Raw genomic sequence first — 19,054 nt, 5'->3', positions numbered from 1 at the left:
AAAACAGGATCAAAGATGAATGACGGCGAGGTCCAGCCGGCCGTAATCACCTTCGCTGTGCTCGCTCCTGGGCGGCACGTGGTGGGTTTTCATCACCTGGTCCCCTTGCAGGGTCTCCAGATGAATGTCGAAGCCCCAGAGGCGGTGCAAGTGCTTGAGCACCTCCTCGGTGGACTCGCCCAATGGTTTGCGGTCGTGTTGCTGGTGGCGCAGGGTCAGGGAGCGGTCGCCGCGCCGGTCGATGCTGTAGATCTGTATGTTGGGTTCGCGATTGCCCAGGTTGTATTGGGCCGCCAGGGTTTCACGAATGATGCGATAACCGTCTTCGTCGTGGATCGCCGGTACAAGCAGGTCGTCTTTCTGATCGTCATCGAGGATGCTGAACAGCTTCAGGTCGCGAATCACCTTGGGTGAGAGGTACTGCAGGATGAAGCTCTCATCCTTGAAGCTGCTCATGGCGAACTTGATACTCGACAGCCAGTCGCTGCCCGCCAGTTCCGGGAACCAGCGACGGTCTTCGTCGGTAGGTTCTTCGCACATGCGCCGGATATCGCGGTACATGGCAAAACCCAACGTATAGGGGTTGATGCCGCTGTAGTAAGGGCTGTCGAAACCAGGCTGGAATACCACGCTGGTGTGGGAGGTCAGGAACTCCATCATGAAACCGTCGGTGACCAGGCCTTCGTCGTAGAGGTCGTTCATCAGGGTGTAGTGCCAGAACGTTGCCCAGCCCTCGTTCATCACCTGGGTCTGGCGTTGTGGATAAAAATACTGGGCGATCTTGCGCACGATCCGCACGATTTCCCGTTGCCACGGCTCCAGAAGCGGGGCATGTTTTTCGATGAAATACAGAATGTTTTCCTGGGGCTCGGCGGGGAAGCGTGCAGTGTCCTTGTCGCTGTATTTATCCGCGCCCTTTGGAATAGTGCGCCACAGATCATTGATCTGCTTCTGCAAATGTTCCTCCCGATCCTTTTGCCGACGACGCTCCTCTTCGGCGGAAATCGGATACGGGCGTTTGTAGCGATCGACCCCGTAGTTCATCAAGGCATGGCAGGAATCGAGCAGATCCTCCACGGCATCAATCCCATGGCGCTCTTCGCACTGCATGATGTACTGCTTGGCAAACACCAGGTAATCGATGATTGAACTGGCGTCAGTCCAGGTGCGGAACAGGTAATTGCCTTTGAAAAAGCTGTTATGCCCATAGCAGGCATGCGCCACGACCAGCGCCTGCATGCAGATGGTGTTTTCTTCCATCAAATAGGCGATGCACGGGTCCGAGTTGATCACGATTTCGTAGGCCAGGCCCATCTGCCCGCGGCTGTAGGATTTCTCGGTGCTGAGGAAGTGTTTGCCGTAGGACCAATGGTGATAGCCCAGCGGCATGCCGACAGAGGCGTAGGCGTCCATCATCTGCTCGGCGGTGATCACTTCGATCTGGTTGGGATACGTGTCGAGTGCGTAACGGGCCGCCAGACGACTTATTTCCTTGTCGTACGCCTGGATCAACTCGAACGTCCATTCGGAGCCGGTGGAAATGGGTTGGCGCTTCTGCTCTTTGGCGGTCATGTCACTAACCTGCGCTGGAAGAGTTCACGGAAGACCGGATAGATATCCCCGGCCGAGACCAGTTGTTGCTGGGCAAAAGTGTCAGAAAAGGCTTCGGCTATGCGCTCGTACTCGAACCACAGGGCCTGATGTTCGCGCGGGGTAATCTCAACGTAAGTGTAGTACTGCACGAACGGCATGATCTGGTTGATCAGGATGTCACGGCAAATTGGCGAGTCGTCGTTCCAGTTGTCGCCGTCGGAAGCCTGGGCGGCGTAGATGTTCCACTCGTTGCTCGGATAGCGCTCGGCCATGATCTCCTGCATCAGTTTCAAGGCGCTGGAGACGATGGTCCCGCCGGTTTCGCGGGAATAGAAAAACTCTTCCTCATCCACTTCGCGGGCACTGGTGTGGTGGCGAATGAACACGACGTCAATCTTGTCGTAGTTACGCTTGAGGAACAGGTACAGCAGGATAAAGAAGCGCTTGGCGATGTCCTTGGTCGCCTGGGTCATGGAGCCGGAGACGTCCATCAGGCAAAACATGACGGCTTTCGAGCTTGGGTTGGGTTGTTTGATCAGCAGGTTGTACTTGAGGTCGAAGGTGTCGAGAAACGGCACGCGGTGAATCCGCGCACTGAGTTTTTCGATTTCCGCTTCGAGATCCTGAATATCGCCGAAGTTGTCAGGTTCTTCCTGCTTCAGTCGCAGGAGTTCTTCCTTGGCTTCGCGTAGTTTCGCCCGGCTGCTGCCGGACAGGGCGATGCGCCGTGCGTGGGCCGAGCGCAGGGTGCGGATGATGTTGATCCGCGACGGGTTGCCCTCGTTGCTGATCCCGGCACGAACGGTCTTGAAGGTATCGGTACCGGTCAGGTTGCGCTTGACCAGGTTCGGCAGCTCAAGATCCTCGAACATGAACTCGAGGAATTCCTCCTGGGTGATCTGGAAGACGAATTCGTCCATCCCTTCGCCCGAGTTGCCGGCCTTGCCAGGCCCTCTGCCGCCGCCGCCACCCGGCGGACGGGCAATGTGCTCGCCGCTGGTGAATTCCTTGTTGCCTGGATGCACGACGGTCTGCTTGCCACCGCGCCCGTGGTGGAGCACCGGCTCGTCGATGTCGCGACCGGGAATGCTGATTTGCTCGCCGTGTTCCATATCCGTAATGGAGCGCCGGCTGACCGCCTCTTCGACGGCTTTTTTGATGTGATCACGGTAACGCCGCAGAAACCGCTGACGGTTCACCGTGCTCTTGTTCTTGCCATTGAGACGTCGGTCGATCACATAGCTCATAGGCCCTCCGGGGAGCTTCGAGTCATAAGCTTCAAGCTGCAAGACAGAAGCTTCAGAAACAAGCGGCGCGCGACATATGGCCACAATTACGCAAACAACGCGTTTTCGCAGGTGTCGTGTCGCTAGCCGCTTGCAGCTCCCTTACTGGGACTTTCTGACCCTCAAGTACCACTCGGACAGCAGTCGTACCTGTTTGTCGGTGTAACCGCGTTCGACCATTCGTGTGACAAAGTCGTTGTGCTTCTGCTGGTCCTCTTTGCTGGCCTTGGCATTGAAGCTGATGACCGGCAGCAGATCCTCGGTGTTGGAGAACATTTTCTTCTCGATAACCACCCGCAGTTTTTCGTAGCTGAGCCAGGTTGGGTTCTTGCCATTGTTGTTGGCCCGGGCGCGCAGTACGAAGTTGACGATTTCGTTGCGGAAATCCTTCGGATTGCTGATGCCGGCCGGTTTTTCGATTTTCTCCAGTTCCTCGTTAAGCGCTACGCGGTTGAGGATTTCGCCGGTTTCCGGGTCGCGGTATTCCTGGTCCTGGATCCAGAAGTCGGCGTACAGCACGTAACGATCGAAGATGTTCTGGCCGTACTCGCTGTAAGACTCGAGGTAGGCGGTCTGGATCTCCTTGCCGATGAATTCGATATAACGCGGCGCCAGGTATTCCTTGAGGAAGCGCAGATAACGCTCGCGAGTTTCCGCCTGGAACTGTTCCTGTTCGATCTGTTGTTCCAGCACGTAGAGCAAGTGCACCGGGTTGGCAGCAATTTCGTGGGGATCGAAGTTGAAGACCTTGGACAGGATCTTGAACGCAAAGCGGGTCGACAGACCGTTCATGCCTTCGTCGACACCGGCGTTGTCGCGATACTCCTGGATCGACTTGGCCTTCGGATCGGTGTCCTTGAGGTTTTCGCCGTCATACACGCGCATCTTGGAGTAGATGTTGGAGTTTTCCGGCTCTTTGAGACGTGAGAGCACAGTGAACTGGGCCAGCATCTTCAAGGTGTCGGGCGCGCAATGGGCCTTGGCCAGCGAGCTGTTGAACAGCAGCTTGTCGTAGATCTTCACTTCGTCGCTGACCCGCAGGCAGTACGGCACTTTGACGATGTAGATGCGGTCGATGAAGGCTTCGTTGTTTTTGTTGTTGCGGAAGGTGTGCCACTCCGATTCGTTGGAGTGGGCCAGCAGGATCCCGGTAAACGGAATCGCGCCGAGACCTTCGGTACTGTTGTAGTTGCCTTCCTGGGTGGCTGTCAGCAATGGGTGCAGCACCTTGATCGGCGCCTTGAACATTTCGACGAATTCCATCAAGCCCTGGTTGGCCCGGCACAGTGCGCCCGAGTAGCTGTAGGCGTCGGCGTCGTTTTGCGGGAATTCTTCCAGTTTGCGGATATCGACCTTGCCCACCAGTGCCGAGATGTCCTGGTTGTTTTCATCTCCCGGCTCGGTTTTGGCCACGGCGATCTGGTTGAGGATCGACGGATAGAGCTTCACCACGCGGAACTGGCTGATATCGCCGCCGAACTCGGCCAGGCGCTTGGTGGCCCATGGCGACATGATGGTGTTGAGGTAGCGCCGTGGAATGCCGAAATCTTCCTCGAGAATCGCGCCATCTTCAGTGGCGTTGAACAGACCCAGAGGCGATTCGAAAACCGGCGAGCCCTTGATCGCGTAGAAGGGCACTTTTTCGATCAGCTGTTTCAGCTTCTCGGCCAGGGACGATTTGCCGCCACCGACGGGGCCGAGCAGGTAAAGGATTTGTTTCTTCTCTTCCAGGCCCTGAGCGGCATGGCGGAAATACGACACGATCTGGTCGATGCATTCTTCCATCCCGTGGAAGTCTTCAAAGGCCGGATAGCGGCGGATCACCTTGTTGGAGAAGATTCGCGACAGCCTCGAGTTGGTCGAGGTGTCCAGCAGCTCCGGTTCACCGATGGCCAGGAGCAGACGCTCGGCGGCGGAAACGTAGGCGCTGCGGTCCTTTTTGCACAGCTCAAGATACTCTTGCAGCGAGAGTTCTTCCTGGCGTGTGGACTCGAAGCGTTGTTGGAAGTGGCTAAAGATACTCATGACGTCACCTCGCTCGATACGTGGAGCCGACGCCGGATCACTCAGTCGATGCTGGCAGCAACCGAACAGGCAGTTGCTGTTTACCCCCCAGAAACCTTTCGAAGCTGACGACTCCGAAAGCTACTCCCGATGACCCGCGCGCCGGTGTACCGGCTCTCCCCTGTTTTGGATGGCCTGCGCTTAAGGATAGTTGGGAATTCGGGAGGTAAAGGCGAGATACGTAATTAGTTGTGGCAGACCGTTCGTCTGCCACCGCGCTAGCCCGCGGGAGCCGGGGCCTTGCGCATGACAAAAAAATTATTCGGAGGTGCCTTGCGCCGTTTCCGAAGGATAAGTCGTACGCCACAGTTCGAAACCGCCATCCATGCTGTAGACGTCGGAGAAGCCCTGGCTGATCAGGTAGGCGGCTGCGCCCTGGCTGGAGTTGCCGTGGTAGCAGACCACCACGGTCGGAGCATCAAGGTCGGCACCCTGGATGAAGGCGTGCAGAGAGTGGTTGTCCAGATGCTTCGAGCCGCTGATGTGCAGCGCCGCAAAGGTCGCAGGATCGCGGACGTCGACCACCACTGCGCCTTGTTCGCGCAGGGCCTGGGCCTGTTCCGGGGGGATACGTTTGAATTCGCTCATGGCGGGCTCCTGTGGCTCGGCTGAAAGCGCAGTCTAGCGCGGGGCGCTGGCTGACGATGGTTCGGAATTTTGTGGGGCGACTGGCGGCACGACCGCATGGCCATGTTCGTCGCATTTGCAGGACAAGCGTTCGCCGGTGTCGACATTCATCAGGGTCAAGGCACCGCCCCAGACGCAGCCGGTGTCGAGGGCCGAGATGCCCGGCTCAAGGACTTTGCCTTCAAGCGCTGCCCAGTGACCAAAGATGATCTTCACATCCTTGGTCTTGCGGTCCATGTGCTGGAACCAGGGTTTGTAGCCTGGTGGCGCGGAGTCGAGGCCTTCCTTGCTCTTGAGGTCAAGCTTGCCTTCGGCGGTACAGAAGCGCATGCGCGTGAAGTAGTTGGTGATCACCCGCAGACGTGTCACGCCTTTGAGGTCGCTGTCCCATTTCGCCGGATCGTTGCCGTACATGCCGTCGAGGAAGGGCGGCAGCAGGTTGTCGTCGCGCAGGGCGGTCTCGACCTCGGCGGCGCACTTCAGGGCTTTGCGCAGAGACCATTGCGGCGGAATGCCCGCGTGTACCAGCGCAACGTTACGTTGCTCGTCGTAGTGCAGGAGTTTTTGCTGACGCAGCCACTCCAGCAGATCGGCGCTATCCGGTGCTTCGATAATCTCGCGCAGGGTATCTGATTTCTTCAGGCGTTCGATGTTCTTTCCGGCCGCCAGCAAGTGCAGGTCGTGGTTGCCCAGTACGCAAACCAGCGATTCGCGGATGCTATAGAGGAAGCGCAGGGTTTCCAGCGACTGCGGGCCACGGTTGACCAGGTCGCCCACCAGCCACAGACGATCCCTTGCCGGGTCGAAGGCGACTTTCTTGAGCAGGCATTGCAATGCGTCAAGGCAGCCTTGCAGGTCACCGACGGCATAGGTTGCCATCAGTGCAAGGCTCCGGGGACCGCCAGGCGGAACGGGGCGATGATGGCATCGAAGTGCTTGCCGTCATCGGCGAGCATCTCGTAGGTACCCTGCATCGTGCCGACTTTGGACGTCATGACAGTGCCACTGCTGTAGGTATGGCTTTCGCCTGGCTCGATCAGCGGTTGCAGGCCAACGACGCCCGCACCGCGAACCTCTTCGACATGCCCGTCGCCATCTGTGATCACCCAATGCCGTGACAACAGCTTGGCGGGTAATTCACCATTGTTGTGCACGGTAATGGTGTACGCGAAGGCAAAGCGGTCGTGTTCGGGTTGCGATTGTTCTGCCAGATAGCGGGTGACGACGCTGACGTCGACCTGATAACGAGGATCGGACATGCAAGAGGCCTTAAAAACGAAGCGGGACGCGGGGCGTAGCTGATGAAGTTCAGTCTAGGCCAAGTATCGGGTAGTAAACCAGACATGGGCGCTGGTGTCCTACCCGATAACGCTTGCGCTCTGTCAGACGTCCGCGGGTTTCTGTAGGGCTTGTTCGCTGAGCTTGTCAGCCAAGCGCACGAACGCTGCCAGATCGAGCTGTTCCGGGCGCAGGCTGCCATCGACGCCGGCGGCTTCGATTTCATCGTTGCTCAGCAGCAACTTGAGGGTGTTGCGCAGGGTCTTGCGACGCTGATTGAACGCTTCGCGTACGACGCGTTCCAGCAACCGGTGATCTTTCGCCGGGTGCGGCAGTACGGCGTGAGGCACCAGGCGGACGATGGCCGAGTCGACTTTCGGCGGCGGGTTGAACGCGCCCGGGCCAACGTTGAACAGATGCTCAACCCGGCAGTGATACTGAACCATGATCGACAACCGACCCCAGTCACCACCGCCAGGCCCCGCTGCCAGACGCTCGACCACTTCCTTTTGCAGCATGAAGTGCATGTCGCGAATCAGGTGCGAGTTGTGCAGGAGGTGGAAAATCAGCGGGGTGGAGATGTTGTACGGCAGGTTGCCGACCACACGCAGGCTGCCAGGCGCGGCGTTCAGGCTGTTGAAGTCGAACTTCAGCGCGTCACCCTGATGCAGGTTGAAGTTGCTCTTGCCGGCGAACTGCTGGTTGAGGATCGGGATCAGGTCCTTGTCCAGTTCCACCACATCGAGTTGCCCACCACTGTTGAGCAGGCCTTGGGTCAGCGCACCCTGGCCAGGACCGATTTCCAGCAAACGGTCTTCGGCCTTGGCATGGATGGAGCGCAGGATGCGGTCGATAACGCCGGCGTCGTGCAGGAAGTTCTGGCCAAAGCGTTTGCGCGCCTTGTGTTGGTAATGCTCGGTCATAAACGGGTCTCGGCCATCTGATAGGCGGTTTCCAGGGCGACTTGCAGGCTGCCGGTGTCGATCTTGCCGCTGCCGGCCAGATCCAGGGCAGTGCCGTGGTCAACCGAAGTGCGGATGATCGGCAAACCGAGGGTCACGTTGACTGCTGCGCCGAAGCCTTTGTATTTCAGCACAGGCAGGCCCTGATCGTGGTACATCGCCAGCACTGCGTCGCAGTGCTCCAGATATTTTGGGGTAAACAGAGTGTCGGCGGGCAGGGGGCCGCGCAGGTCCATGCCCTCGCCGCGCAGGCGCTCTAATGTGGGTTCGATAATGTCGATTTCTTCATGACCCAGGTGTCCGCCTTCACCGGCATGGGGGTTGAGCCCGCACACCAGGATTCGCGGCTGGGCGATGCCGAATTTTTGTTGCAGGTCGGCGTGCAGAATTCGCGTGACCCGCTCCAGACGCTCCGGGGTGATTGCATCGGCAATCTCGCGCAGGGGCAGGTGCGTAGTGACCAGCGCCACGCGCAACCCGCGGGTGGCGAGCATCATCACCACCTGTGCAGTATGGGTCAGGTCAGCGAGAAACTCCGTGTGCCCGGAAAAAGCGATGCCGGATTCATTGATCACACCCTTGTGCACCGGGGCGGTGATCATTCCATCGAAATGCCCATCCAGACAGCCTTGGCCTGCGCGAGTCAGGGTTTCCAGGACGAAAGCGGCATTGGCTTTGTCGAGTTGCCCGGCGACAACCTTGGCATTGAGCGGCGTATCCCAGACATACAGGCTGTTGGCGGGAGCAGGTGCATCCGGCCAATGGTCCGGCGACACGGGCAGCAAGTCGACCACCACACCCAGCTGCGCGGCCCGCTCAACGAGCAGGTCACGGCTGGTAATGGCAATCAGGGGATGTGGCTGGGCTTGCGAGGCGAGCAGCAGGCACAGGTCAGGACCTATGCCGGCCGGTTCGCCGGGTGTCAGCGCGAAACGTTGGGGTTTCACTGCGCTGCCTGGTCGACGCCAGGGAGTTTGATTTCGACGTACGCTTCGTCACGGATCTGACGAAGCCAGGTTTGCAGCTCTTCGTCGTATTTGCGGTTACGCAGTACGGTCATCGCTTGTTGCTCGCGAGCCTGGTTGGTGCTGTCGGTGGCACGACGGCCCAGCACTTCCAGAACGTGCCAGCCGTATTGCGTCTGGAACGGCTTGGACAGCTGACCTTGCGGGGTCTTGGCCATCACTTCGCGGAACTCCGGAACCAATACACTCGGGTCGATCCAGTTCAGATCGCCGCCGTTGAGCGCGGAACCCGGGTCTTCCGAGTAGCTTTTCGCCAGTTCGCCGAAGTCTTCACCCGACTCGATGCGACTGTAGAGCGACTCGGCCAGGGCCTTGGTTTTTGCTTCGTCACGGATCGGGCTTGGTTTGACCAGGATGTGGCGGACATGCACTTCGTCGCGCACCTGGGCTTCACCGCCACGCTTGTCGGTGATCTTCAGGATTATGAAGCCACCTGGCGTACGCATTGGCTGGGTGATATCGCCAACGGCCATGGTGCTCAGCAGGTGATCGAACGGAGGTGGCAGCTGAGCGGCTTTGCGCCAGCCCATGTCGCCGCCTTCCAGTGCGGTTTCGCTGGCGGATTTGGCGAGGGCCAATTGTGCGAAGTCAGCGCCTTGCTTGAGCTGCTGGTAAACCGCGTCAGCCTGCTTGGCGGCACTCTGAATCGCGTCGGAATTGGCGCTTTCCGGAGTAGCAATCATGATGTTGGACAGGCGGAACTCTTGGGACAGCTGCATTTTGCCCATGTCTGAAGCAAGGAAGTTTTTCACTTCCTGCTCGGACACCTGGATGCGCTCTGCCACACGGCGCTGACGCACGCGGCTGATGACCATCTCGCGACGGATCTGGTCACGAGCGTCCTCGTAAGACAGGCCGTCGTGAGTCAGTGCAGCGCGGAACTGCTCGACCGACATGTTATTGCGCTGGGCAATGGTGCCGACAGCCTGGTTCAGTTCTTCATCGGTGATGCGGATGCCGGAACGTTCGCCGATCTGCAGTTGCAGGTTCTCGACGATCAGGCGTTCAAGCACCTGTTGCTCCAGCACGCTGGCCGGCGGCACGGCAGAGCCACGCTTGGCGATGGTCTGCTGAACTTCATGGACGCGTTGGTCCAGTTGGCTCTGCATGACCACGTCGTTGTCGACGATAGCCACCACTTTATCGATGGACTGTACCGCGGCGTTGGCCGCGGTACCCAGGAACAGCGCGCCCAGCAGCAGCGGGCGCAGACAATCAGAAAGCTTGGTCTTCACGTTCACGATAACCTTGGATGCCTTTGTCGAGGAAACTCTCTACCTTGGCGCCAGTCAGGCCGCCGAGCCCCTTCAGAACGATTTGTAGGAAGATGCCATGGTCGCCTTTTTCGTTTTCCGGCGCGTCCTGACTGAATTCGTCGTAGGAAACCCAGTAACGATTGATCAGGCGCAGTTTCCAGCAGCAGTTGTCGTACTCGAAACCACCGAAGGCTTCCAGGGTACGATTGCGGTTGTAGTCATACTGCCAACGGCTGATGGCGTTCCATTGCGGCACGATCGGCCAGATCACCGAGAAGTCGTGCTGTTCGATTTTGTAGTAATCCTTCACGTAGCCAGGCTGGCCCGGGGTGCCGTAGTTACCGCCGAATTGCCATTGACCGGTGTTCTGGTTGTAGATCACCTGGTCGTTACGATAGCGATAACCTGCGTTGATGACTTTGTTCGGGTTGTCTTCAGGCTGGTAGTGGAACATCGCGCTGCCCGAGCGAGGGCTGTGGCTGTCCGGGTCCCAGTTGTAGTCGGCCGTGGTACGCCAGTCGCGGTTCCAGCGGTATTCGTACTCCAGCGCATATGGCGAAACGCCGGCTTGCGCGTCGGCACGGACTTTTGGATTGACACCTGGTAACTGGACTTCGCGGTCCTTGAAGTACATTGCCTGGCCTACGCTAATGCGTTGACGCTCAAAGCCATCGTCTTCGATCCAGCGGTTGGTGATACCCAGCGAGAGTTTGTTCTCGTCGCCGACACGGTCGGAACCGGAGAAGCGGTTGTCACGGAACAGCGATGCATAGCTGAAGGTGTATTCGCTGGTGTCGAATACTGGAATATCTACCTGGTCCTTCTCTGGCACGTAGAGGTAGAACAGGCGTGGTTCCAGGGTCTGGCGGTAGTTTTTACCGAACCATTGAGTATTGCGATCGAAATACAGACCGCTGTCGATACTGGCAATCGGCACGCCACGGTTCTGGTTGCTGTCGAAGTTGCCGTTGAAGTTCTCCGTCCCGGCTGCGGCGGCAGCTTGGTCTTGAGCCACGATCTGTGTTTTGCCGATGCTGTCCAGATCCAGTTGGTACTGGGTGTACTGATACTTGAGCGTCGGCTTCACGAAGCCGTAAGTCCAGTTCAGCGGCAAGCTGACGGCTGGCGCCAGGTTGAGCCGGTCACCGGTGGCGCGAGCCAGGCCTTGAACGTTGTTGTCCAGGCGTGGATCTACAGAACCGTCTTCGTTCGTAAAATTGCCGTTTTGAAGATCCCGGTCGAAACGCACAAGTTCGGTGTTGTACGAGAAATCGAGGCCGCCTGGATGATAGGGCAGCGCACCATCGAAGGTGATCTGCGGGAGACGATCATACGGCGTGATGTTGGAAACGGTCGCCAGCTGATAAGCCTGGGCATTCACGCGAGCGGTATAGTTGTCGCCGCGATAAGTGACGGCGCCCTGCTGGTTCACGTAGTCGGCACTTTTTACGCCAATCTGGTCAGTCTGTAGATCCTGAAAGTAATACGGATCGCTGATCTTGGTGTAATCAACTTGGGTCAATACGCGCGAATCGAGTCCGCCCTTGTGTTGCCAGTTATACATGTAGCGGTTTTTCTGGTAGTCGGTCTGCTTGCTGCGATCAGTGTCTTCGTCGTTGAGATACGCTGCGCCGAATTGACCTTCGCTGGACTTGGTCAGGTAACGGAACTCGCCTTCCATCAACAGGCCGTGCTTGCTCATGTACCGCGGATACAACGTGGCATCGTAATTCGGCGCCAGGTTGAAGTAGTACGGGGTGACGAGCAGGAAGCCGGTATCGCTGCCGCTGCCGATGGTCGGAGGAAGGAAGCCGGACTGGCGACGATCGTCGATCGGGAAGTAGATGTACGGCGTGTACAGGACCGGAATGTCCTTGACCCGCAATGTCACGTTGGTTGCGGTACCGAAGCCGGTGGCCGGGTTCAAGGTGATGTTGTTGCCCTTGAGCTGCCAGGCGTTGCTGTTCGGTTCGCACGTGGTGTACGTACCGTCCTTGAGGCGGATGATCGCGTTTTCGGCACGCTTGGCGTACAGCGCGTTACCGCGAATACGGGACTTGTGCATCACGTATTCGGCGTTATCGACCTTGGCTTCGCCGGTGTCGAGCTGCACGTCGGCGTGGTCGCCGACGATCAGTGCGCCGTTGTCGCGAATACGGACGTTGCCGCTCAGTTCGCCGCGGCTCTCGGCCTGGTACAGGTTGGCTTCGTCGGCTTCGACCTGCATGCTGCCCTGACGCATGACCACGTCACCGGCCAGGGTCGCGACTTGCTCATCCTGCTTATAGCGGGAGGCTTTCGCGCCGATAAAGGTAGGTGCGTCGCTTTTATTCGTCTTGTCATTCATGCCAGGACGAATCGGTTCGATATAGGAACCAGAGCAATAAGGACCGGTTTCGGCCAGTTGCGCTGCGGTAAGCTGTTCGCGCGGAACCCAGTCGAGGTGACTGTAGTCTTCGCTACGCGACTTCATGCCACGGCCCTTGGACTCGGTAACGAGAGCCGGCTTGGCGCCAGTGTCGTCGCTGGAGCCGGTCTCGGATGGAGACTCGCCGGTTGCGCTGACTGCGCTGCCGTCGTGGACTGGGCGCGGTGGCAATGCCGCCGCTGGCGATTTTGGCGCACAGTCCCAGGCACCCGAAGCAGAGACTGAGCAGTCATACTGTTCCGCGGCGACCACGAAGGAAGTGGCTAGAGGTTGCAAGGCCAGCAAACTGCCGGTTACCAACAACGGAAATTTTTTACGAAACGCGGGGGATTTCAATGCCATCTTATTAGTCCGGGCTTCCTGCGTGCCATCTGCCCGCGGTGTGGGCCGCACGCCTCTCGATGGTCTGAAAAAGATGCTGGATAATAAAGCATGACCCGCTTGACGGCTAGCGCCGTCGGAGACCCTTGCAATGCCTGACCAAGATGTACGTTTGCAACACCTGAAAGTTTGGCTCGATGAGCAATTGGCGATCCTTTTTGCAGAACAGGGTTGGGGTGCCATACCCCCGGCCACGTTGACCGCGGCCAGTAGTGACGCGAGTTTTCGGCGTTATTTCCGTTGGGAAGGCGCGGGCAGAAGTTTCATCGTGATGGATGCACCGCCGCCCCAGGAAAACTGTAAACCCTTCGTGGATATCGCTTTTTTGCTGGCGAAATCCGGAATAAATGTGCCGAAAATTTATGCCGAAGACCTCGATCGCGGGTTTCTTTTGCTCAATGACCTGGGCAACAAGACCTATCTGGACGTCATCGACAGCGAAAATGCCGACGATTTGTTCAGCGATGCCCTGCAAGCACTGCTGGCTTTTCAGCAGTTGCCAATGGTTGCGCCACTGCCGAGCTATGACGTGGCGTTGTTGCGCCGTGAACTGGAATTGTTCCCTGAGTGGTACGTGAAGCGCGAGTTGGGTATCGAGCTCGACGCGGCACAGCAAGTGCTCTGGCAGCAAGTCAGCGATTTGCTGATCGACAGTGCCCTGGCTCAGCCGAAGGTTTTGGTACATCGCGACTACATGCCCCGCAACCTGATGCTCAGCGAGCCGAATCCCGGCGTGCTGGATTTCCAGGACGCGGTCTACGGCCCGGTGACCTACGACGTGACCTGCCTGTTCAAGGATGCTTTCCTCAGCTGGCCCGAAGAGCGTGTGCGCGGATGGCTGGAAAGTTACTGGCAGCAAGCCTCGGCGTTGAACATTCCTGTGCAGTCAGACTTCGAAGATTTCCTGCGCGCCAGCGACTTGATGGGCGTACAACGCCATTTGAAGGTGATCGGCATCTTCGCCCGCATCTGCCATCGCGATGGCAAGCCGCGCTACCTGGGCGATGTGCCGCGCTTCTTTGCTTATATAGATGCAGTGATCGCCCGCCGTCCTGAATTGGCCGAGCTGGATGTGTTGCTGGCCAGTCTGCGTGCTGGAGTTAAGGCATGAAAGCAATGATTCTGGCGGCGGGCAAGGGCGAGCGCATGCGGCCGCTGACCCTGACCACGCCCAAACCGCTGGTTCGTGCCGGCGGGGTGCCGCTGATCGAGTATCACCTGCGTGCGCTGGCCGCGGCCGGTTTTACCGAGATCGTGATCAACCATGCCTGGCTCGGTCAGCAGATCGAAGATTATCTGGGCGATGGCTCGCGCTATGGCGTCAGCATCCAGTACTCGCCGGAAGGCGAGCCGCTGGAAACCGGCGGCGGGATTTTCCGCGCGTTGCCATTGCTGGGCGATGAGGCTTTTGTGGTGGTTAACGGTGATATCTGGACCGATTACGACTTCAGCGTGCTGCATCAACCGATAGTGGGCCTGGCTCACCTGGTGCTGGCGAACAACCCGGCCCATCATCCGGCCGGGGATTTTCAGCTGATTGACGGACAAGTTCGCGACGGCCAATCGGGAGCGGCTACGCTCACCTACAGCGGCATCGCGGTGCTGCATCCGCAACTGTTCGAGGGTTGCTCCGCCGGGGCGTTCAAGCTGGCACCGCTGCTTCGAACCGCAATGGCAAACGGGCAGGTGTCCGGCGAGCGCATGAATGGGCTGTGGGTGGATGTCGGCACACACGAGCGTTTGGCCGAAGCTGAAACCTTGATTGAAGCGAGACGCTGAGATGCTATGGCCAGGGACTCTTGTTGGAGCCGGAGCGGGTTATGCCATCGCCAGCATTCCGGGGGCCATGCTGGGTGCTTTGTTGGGGCAGGCGCTGGATCGGCACATGCATCTGCAGAGTTGGGCGCACCTGCTTGAAAAACTCGGCGGTCGCCCGGCGCTGCGTAACGATGAACTGCTGTTCGTGCTGCTTGGAAGGCTGGCCAAGTGCGACGGGCGGGTAGTGGAGGGGCATATCCAGCAGGCGCGCCAGGAAATGCGCGCGCTGGAAATGAGCGAGTCGGCCCAGCGTCGGGCCATTGCCGCCTTCAACCGCGGCAAGTCGGGAAACGACCGGTTGCGTGGTTATCTGCGGCGCCTGAGTACTCAACCCCATGCGGCTGAAGGCGTGTTGCGCGCCTGTTGGCGGATGATTTGGGCGGATGGTCGGGCTGGCAATCGAGAGCGCGAACTGATCATCCAATGGGGCAAGTGGCTCGGCTGGTCGACGCATCAGGTGCGGGCGTTGGCGACTGACTATGAGCCGCAGAAACGCGCTGTGGCCAACAAAGGTGCAACCTATCAGGACGCCTTGCGGCTATTGGGTGTGTCGGCCACCAGTGAACCGGCGCAGATCAAGCGAGCCTATCGTCGCCTGTTAAGCCGCCATCACCCGGACAAGATTGCCGGCGGCGGTGCGACGGATTTGCAGGTTCGCGAGGCCACAGAGAAGACTCGAGAGCTGCATAGTGCCTACAAGTTGATTCGACAGCGGCGGGATTTTCGCTAGCAGGACAGTTGGGTGTTGTTTTCAATGGCGCCATCGCTGGCAAGCCAGCTCCCACAGTATTTGAGTCGTACGCAAATTTTGTGGTCGACATAAATTCTGTGGGAGCTGGCTTGCCAGCGATGGGGCAACGCGGTCTGTCAGTTCGCCGCATTCTGCGGATTCAACCAGCCCCGCACCCGTCGAACCAGCTGTTCCTGCTGCGCTTTGGAATTTCCCGGTAACGCCTTGAGCGAAACCTGGCTGAACGCCGAAGCCTTCAAGCGTTTGCTGGCCTGCAAGCGGGCCAGCGCCGCGTTGCGATCCAGCGGTTTATCCATGTAGAAAATGTCTGCAACAGGCAGCTTCAGAGTGGGCGTCAGTTCATCCAGTTCGGGCTTGGCCTTAACCGGTGTCTGCGCCGCTACCATGACAAACCGTTCGACCTGCGATGTCTGCTTTTCACTCAAATAGCGCGCGGCCCAGTAGGCGCCAGTGCCATGCCCCAACACCACAATACTGCGAGCGCTTTGCTGTTCGGCGAATGCAATGGCTGCGTCGATGCGGGCGAAAATGCGCTCGGCGTCGACCTTGCTCTGTTCTTCGCTGGTTTCAGCGATGGCCTTGTCAGCTACGTCCGCTTCACCGCCGGCTGCTTGCTCGATGGGGGCGGCGGTGGTTGAGTCCTTGCTGCCGGCGTCCGGTGTTTTGGGCGCGGGTGGAGCTTCGACGACGCGGGGCGCAATGGCGTCGCTTTGCACGTCCGGCAAGGTGATACTCAGGCTGCTCCATTGGGCGTCCGGCAAATTGCGCCGCAGCGGGCCGATTGCTTGCGGCCAGTCAACGGTTTCGCCGGCGCCGGGGATGATAATCACCGCACCTTGGGGTTCGGCGGTATTGGCCGGTTTCCACAAGGCCAGGAAGGTGTCGCTGCCTGCTTGCAGTTGTTGCTGTTCATTGGCCGGTATTTTTCGTTCGAGTGCAGTCGCTTCTTCCTGACTACGCTCAGGCAGCGGCTGGCGTTCGATTGGTTTTTCTTCGGCGGCTTTTTCTGTGGCGGCAGGCGCCGGGTCGGCAGCCTCGACGGAAAAAGCGCATGGCAGGATCAGCGACAGGCACAATGCTGGCAGTGCCAGGCGGTAGACAGGGGGCATCGGTTATTCCAGGCCAGAAGTTATTCCGGCAGCCTAATGGGTTGGTCAGTATTTGTCAGTGTGTGAGAGTTCGATGATGCGTTTTCGCTGCCTGTGGGTTATCGGCTGTTTGTGGTTTCCCTTGATGGGCTGGGCGGCCGTCGTGCCCCCGGCGCACGTCGCAACGTTGTCGCCCAAGCAACAGCAATGGCTGGCGCAGCAGGGAGAATTGCGCGTCGGGCTGGTGTTGCAAGCGCCTTATGCGCAATACGATCGGCGCTTGCAGCGACTCTCCGGGGTCAACGTCGAGCTGATGAAATGGCTGGCCAAGGCGCTCAAGGTAGAGTTGAACTGGCGTAACTTTTCCGACCTTGAACAACTGGAAGCCGCTGCGCGTGCAGGTGAGATCGACATTGCGCCGGGCATGACCCAAACCCCCGGTAGCCTGCGTCTCTGGCAGTTTTCCGATCCGTACATGCGTGTGCCACAACTGGTGGTCAGTGACCAGAAAAGTACCGGTGCAGTGGAACTGGAAAAACTCGACAGCCAGACCCGCGTCGCCGTGCGCATGCCCAGTGCCACCGCCGATTACCTGCGCAGCAACTACCCACACCTGAACCTCCAGGGCGTACCCATTGAACGTCAGGCGCTGCAACTGTTGTTGAGTCAGCAGGCCGGTTACGCCGTGGTCGATGAAGCGCAGTTGGGGCGTCTGTCGGTCGAGCCGGAGTTTGCCGGGCTGGTGGTGGTTGGCGATATCGGCTTGCCGCAATTGCTGCGGGTGGCGACTCGGCGTGACCGGCCGGAGCTGGCCGAAATTGTCGAAAGTGCGTTGCGGGCGATCCCGGCCAAGGACCTGGAGCAACTGCATAACCAATGGCTGCAACCCAAGTATCCACGGCTCACCGAGTCGCCGGGTTTCTGGCAAAACCTTTGCCTGCTGTTGTTGGTGCTGGCGCTGAGCAGTATGGCCATCGTGTTCTGGCAACGCCGTCAGCAGCACAGCCTCGAACACCGATTGGCGGCGGCGCAGGAGGATATTGCCTTGCGCGCCGCCAGCGAGGAGGCCCTGCGCCTTACACAGTTTTCCATCGACCAGAGCACCGTCGGCATCCTTTGGGTCAACTGGGACAGCCACGTGCGTTACGCCAACCGCGCGGCCGAAACCATGCTCGGCTATCAACCGGGCGGGATCATCCACCGGCCATTGATCGACTTCGAACCGGGCCTGCACATGGACCGCTGGCTGAACCTGTGGAAAAGCGCCAGGGCCAGCGATGACGCGCCGCAAAGTTTCGAAACCAATTGTGTGCGCGCCGATGGCAGCATCCTGCCGGCGGATGTTTCGCTGAGCTTCCTGCGTTTTCGCGATGGCGAATACCTGGTGGTTTACCTCACCGACGTCACAGACCGCCGGCGCGCCCTGGCCGCGTTGCAGGAAAGTGAGGCACGGCTGCAAGGGATCGCGGCGAATGTGCCCGGCCTGGTCTTTCGTCTGGAACGCGCACCGGTGACAGGTCAGATCGACTTTGCCTACATCAGTGAGGGCAGCGAGAACCTGGTCGGCTATGCGCCGGCCGTTCTGGCCCATCGCGACAAAGGCCTGCGCAGCCTGGTGCATCCGGACGACAAGGCCAGCTATCACCGGACCCAGGATCATGCGTTGGACACCGATAGCGATTGGTTCTGGCAAGGGCGAATCCTGACGCGCCAGGGCGAACAACGCTGGGCGGAAATCAAGGCGATAACTCGTCGATTGGAGGACGGTGCCTACGTCTGGGACGGCATTGTCTGGGACATCAGCGAGAGCAAGCGCATCGAGCTGGAATTGGCCAGTTCGCGGGAGCAGTTGCGTGAATTGTCTGCGCACCTGGAAAGCGTGCGAGAAGAGGAAAAGGCCCGCATCGCCCGGGAAGTTCATGACGAACTAGGTCAGATGTTGACCGTGCTAAAGCTGGAAACGTCCATGTGCGAATTGGCCTACGCGCAACTTGACCCTGGTCTGAACGAGCGCTTGAACAGCATGAAGCGCTTGATCGCGCAGCTGTTCCAATTGGTCCGCGATGTGGCGACGGCATTGCGCCCGCCGATTCTCGATGCCGGGATTGCCTCTGCCATTGAATGGCAGGCCCGCCGCTTCGAAGCGCGCACGCAGATTCCTTGCCTGGTGCAGGTGCCGGACAATTTGCCGGTGCTCAGCGATGCCAAGGCGATCGGCCTGTTTCGCATCCTTCAAGAAGCACTGACCAATGTCATGCGGCATGCCCAAGCGCATACTGTCGAACTGACACTGGTGCTGGAAGGCGACGAGTTGTGTCTGACCATTAGCGATGATGGCGTAGGATTTGTCCCGACGGCTGGCAGGTCAACCTCCTTTGGGGTGGTCGGCATGCGCGAGCGGGTGTTGATCATGGGCGGGCAGTTGTCGCTTGAGAGTGAGCCGGGGGAGGGTACGACCCTGATTGTGCGAGTGCCGCTGGATCGCTAAAACATCGCA

The 19,054-nt window shown here is 59.0% G+C and carries 15 protein-coding genes; 4 read left to right on the top strand and 11 right to left on the bottom strand.

Annotated features, from left to right (window positions below):
- Positions 1 to 9: 9 nt before the first annotated feature.
- The 10 genes from NL64_RS06740 to NL64_RS06695 all read right to left on the bottom strand — a co-directional run bounded on the left by NL64_RS06740 (position 10) and on the right by NL64_RS06695 (position 12,861).
- Positions 10 to 1,572: a SpoVR family protein gene (locus tag NL64_RS06740; protein ID WP_034147379.1), complete on the bottom strand. Its 1,563-nt coding sequence runs from the start codon at positions 1,570 to 1,572 to the stop codon at positions 10 to 12.
- Complete coding sequence (locus NL64_RS06735; RefSeq protein ID WP_034147378.1) at positions 1,569 to 2,840, bottom strand: YeaH/YhbH family protein; 1,272 nt, start codon at positions 2,838 to 2,840, stop codon at positions 1,569 to 1,571. Before NL64_RS06735 ends, NL64_RS06740 begins: the two co-directional genes overlap by 4 nt.
- 141 nt (positions 2,841 to 2,981) lie before the next feature.
- The gene (locus NL64_RS06730) at positions 2,982 to 4,904 is read right to left on the bottom strand and encodes a PrkA family serine protein kinase (protein ID WP_008027052.1); all 1,923 of its coding nucleotides are present in this window, start codon (positions 4,902 to 4,904) and stop codon (positions 2,982 to 2,984) included.
- A gap of 297 nt (positions 4,905 to 5,201) precedes the next feature.
- A complete protein-coding gene (glpE, locus tag NL64_RS06725; RefSeq protein ID WP_008027054.1) occupies positions 5,202 to 5,531 on the bottom strand; it encodes a thiosulfate sulfurtransferase GlpE in 330 nt (109 codons plus the stop codon).
- A gap of 33 nt (positions 5,532 to 5,564) precedes the next feature.
- Positions 5,565 to 6,449, bottom strand: a complete 885-nt coding sequence (locus NL64_RS06720) for a symmetrical bis(5'-nucleosyl)-tetraphosphatase (RefSeq protein ID WP_034147377.1) — start codon at positions 6,447 to 6,449, stop codon at positions 5,565 to 5,567.
- Complete coding sequence (apaG, locus tag NL64_RS06715; protein ID WP_034147376.1) at positions 6,449 to 6,829, bottom strand: Co2+/Mg2+ efflux protein ApaG; 381 nt, start codon at positions 6,827 to 6,829, stop codon at positions 6,449 to 6,451. The genes NL64_RS06720 and apaG overlap by 1 nt, the downstream gene beginning before the upstream one ends.
- Before the next feature lie 123 nt (positions 6,830 to 6,952).
- The gene (rsmA, locus tag NL64_RS06710) at positions 6,953 to 7,771 is read right to left on the bottom strand and encodes a 16S rRNA (adenine(1518)-N(6)/adenine(1519)-N(6))-dimethyltransferase RsmA (protein WP_034147375.1); all 819 of its coding nucleotides are present in this window, start codon (positions 7,769 to 7,771) and stop codon (positions 6,953 to 6,955) included.
- Positions 7,768 to 8,757 (bottom strand): 4-hydroxythreonine-4-phosphate dehydrogenase PdxA, encoded by a 990-nt coding sequence (gene pdxA, locus NL64_RS06705; protein ID WP_034147374.1) that lies wholly within the window; start codon positions 8,755 to 8,757, stop codon positions 7,768 to 7,770. The genes rsmA and pdxA overlap by 4 nt, the downstream gene beginning before the upstream one ends.
- Positions 8,754 to 10,076, bottom strand: a complete 1,323-nt coding sequence (surA, locus tag NL64_RS06700) for a peptidylprolyl isomerase SurA (protein ID WP_172668649.1) — start codon at positions 10,074 to 10,076, stop codon at positions 8,754 to 8,756. Before surA ends, pdxA begins: the two co-directional genes overlap by 4 nt.
- Positions 10,051 to 12,861 carry an LPS-assembly protein LptD gene (locus NL64_RS06695; RefSeq protein ID WP_034147372.1) on the bottom strand — a complete coding sequence of 937 codons (2,811 nt, stop codon included), beginning with the start codon at positions 12,859 to 12,861 and terminating at the stop codon, positions 10,051 to 10,053. Before NL64_RS06695 ends, surA begins: the two co-directional genes overlap by 26 nt.
- Positions 12,862 to 12,991: 130 nt before the next feature.
- On the opposite strand from NL64_RS06695, the gene NL64_RS06690 reads away from it, so the two are divergent.
- Genes NL64_RS06690 through NL64_RS06680 form a run of 3 tightly spaced genes read left to right on the top strand, consistent with a single transcriptional unit; the run spans position 12,992 to position 15,448 of the window.
- Positions 12,992 to 14,011 (top strand): aminoglycoside phosphotransferase family protein, encoded by a 1,020-nt coding sequence (locus tag NL64_RS06690; protein ID WP_034147371.1) that lies wholly within the window; start codon positions 12,992 to 12,994, stop codon positions 14,009 to 14,011.
- On the top strand, positions 14,008 to 14,679 hold the full coding sequence (murU, locus tag NL64_RS06685; RefSeq protein WP_034147370.1) for an N-acetylmuramate alpha-1-phosphate uridylyltransferase MurU: 672 nt from the start codon (positions 14,008 to 14,010) through the stop codon (positions 14,677 to 14,679). Before NL64_RS06690 ends, murU begins: the two co-directional genes overlap by 4 nt.
- A 1-nt stretch (position 14,680) precedes the next feature.
- Positions 14,681 to 15,448 carry a DnaJ domain-containing protein gene (locus NL64_RS06680; RefSeq protein ID WP_034147369.1) on the top strand — a complete coding sequence of 256 codons (768 nt, stop codon included), beginning with the start codon at positions 14,681 to 14,683 and terminating at the stop codon, positions 15,446 to 15,448.
- Between the two features lie 137 nt (positions 15,449 to 15,585).
- On the opposite strand, the gene NL64_RS06675 is transcribed toward NL64_RS06680, so the two are convergent.
- Positions 15,586 to 16,578, bottom strand: a complete 993-nt coding sequence (locus NL64_RS06675) for an alpha/beta hydrolase family protein (protein WP_034147368.1) — start codon at positions 16,576 to 16,578, stop codon at positions 15,586 to 15,588.
- A 73-nt stretch (positions 16,579 to 16,651) separates the two neighbouring features.
- On the opposite strand from NL64_RS06675, the gene NL64_RS06670 reads away from it, so the two are divergent.
- Complete coding sequence (locus NL64_RS06670; RefSeq protein WP_034147367.1) at positions 16,652 to 19,045, top strand: PAS domain-containing sensor histidine kinase; 2,394 nt, start codon at positions 16,652 to 16,654, stop codon at positions 19,043 to 19,045.
- Positions 19,046 to 19,054: the final 9 nt, after the last annotated feature.

This window comes from Pseudomonas fluorescens (assembly GCF_000802965.1).
In the GTDB taxonomy this organism is placed as follows: Bacteria; Pseudomonadota; Gammaproteobacteria; order Pseudomonadales; family Pseudomonadaceae; genus Aquipseudomonas; species Aquipseudomonas fluorescens_A.
This window is presented reverse-complemented; position numbering and strand designations above follow the sequence as displayed.

Coding starts and splice junctions, on each gene's coding strand:
- NL64_RS06740 (WP_034147379.1), bottom strand. CDS start 1,572: ATGACCGCCAAAGAGCAGAAGCGCCAACCCATTTCCACCGGCTCCGAA.
- NL64_RS06735 (WP_034147378.1), bottom strand. CDS start 2,840: ATGAGCTATGTGATCGACCGACGTCTCAATGGCAAGAACAAGAGCACG.
- NL64_RS06730 (WP_008027052.1), bottom strand. CDS start 4,904: ATGAGTATCTTTAGCCACTTCCAACAACGCTTCGAGTCCACACGCCAG.
- glpE (WP_008027054.1), bottom strand. CDS start 5,531: ATGAGCGAATTCAAACGTATCCCCCCGGAACAGGCCCAGGCCCTGCGC.
- NL64_RS06720 (WP_034147377.1), bottom strand. CDS start 6,449: ATGGCAACCTATGCCGTCGGTGACCTGCAAGGCTGCCTTGACGCATTG.
- apaG (WP_034147376.1), bottom strand. CDS start 6,829: ATGTCCGATCCTCGTTATCAGGTCGACGTCAGCGTCGTCACCCGCTAT.
- rsmA (WP_034147375.1), bottom strand. CDS start 7,771: ATGACCGAGCATTACCAACACAAGGCGCGCAAACGCTTTGGCCAGAAC.
- NL64_RS06695 (WP_034147372.1), bottom strand. CDS start 12,861: ATGGCATTGAAATCCCCCGCGTTTCGTAAAAAATTTCCGTTGTTGGTA.
- NL64_RS06690 (WP_034147371.1), top strand. CDS start 12,992: ATGCCTGACCAAGATGTACGTTTGCAACACCTGAAAGTTTGGCTCGAT.
- murU (WP_034147370.1), top strand. CDS start 14,008: ATGAAAGCAATGATTCTGGCGGCGGGCAAGGGCGAGCGCATGCGGCCG.
- NL64_RS06680 (WP_034147369.1), top strand. CDS start 14,681: ATGCTATGGCCAGGGACTCTTGTTGGAGCCGGAGCGGGTTATGCCATC.
- NL64_RS06675 (WP_034147368.1), bottom strand. CDS start 16,578: ATGCCCCCTGTCTACCGCCTGGCACTGCCAGCATTGTGCCTGTCGCTG.
- NL64_RS06670 (WP_034147367.1), top strand. CDS start 16,652: ATGATGCGTTTTCGCTGCCTGTGGGTTATCGGCTGTTTGTGGTTTCCC.